General features: G+C 61.0%; 1 protein-coding gene. It reads right to left on the bottom strand.

The window, feature by feature from the left end:
• Positions 1-241 (bottom strand): hypothetical protein (locus tag SB679_RS26060; protein ID WP_410705294.1); only part of this gene is annotated, 241 nt, incomplete at both ends.

Below are 241 nucleotides of genomic sequence, written 5' to 3'. Positions count from 1 at the left end.
ACCAGTTCGAACACACATAGACAGCGATCGCTATTGCGAGCCACTGGACCAGGTTGCTCGTCACCGGCATGCCAAATAACGTTCCGATCCGCGCGTTACGACTGGCGGACAGCACATGGTTGGTTGCCGAAGTGGCGAACACCACGACGCAGATCGCGATAAGCAGATACGCGGCGTTGCGCAAGTATTCGCGGCGCGGTGCGCCGAGCGTGCGCAGGGTCAGCCAACTCCACGGTGGCAC

Origin of the sequence: Chryseobacterium sp. SIMBA_029 (assembly GCF_046535275.1) — a bacterium.
In the GTDB taxonomy this organism is placed as follows: domain Bacteria; phylum Bacteroidota; class Bacteroidia; order Flavobacteriales; family Weeksellaceae; genus Chryseobacterium.
The sequence above is the reverse complement of the archived record's forward strand: the minus strand, read 5'-3'. Positions and strand labels throughout refer to the sequence as shown.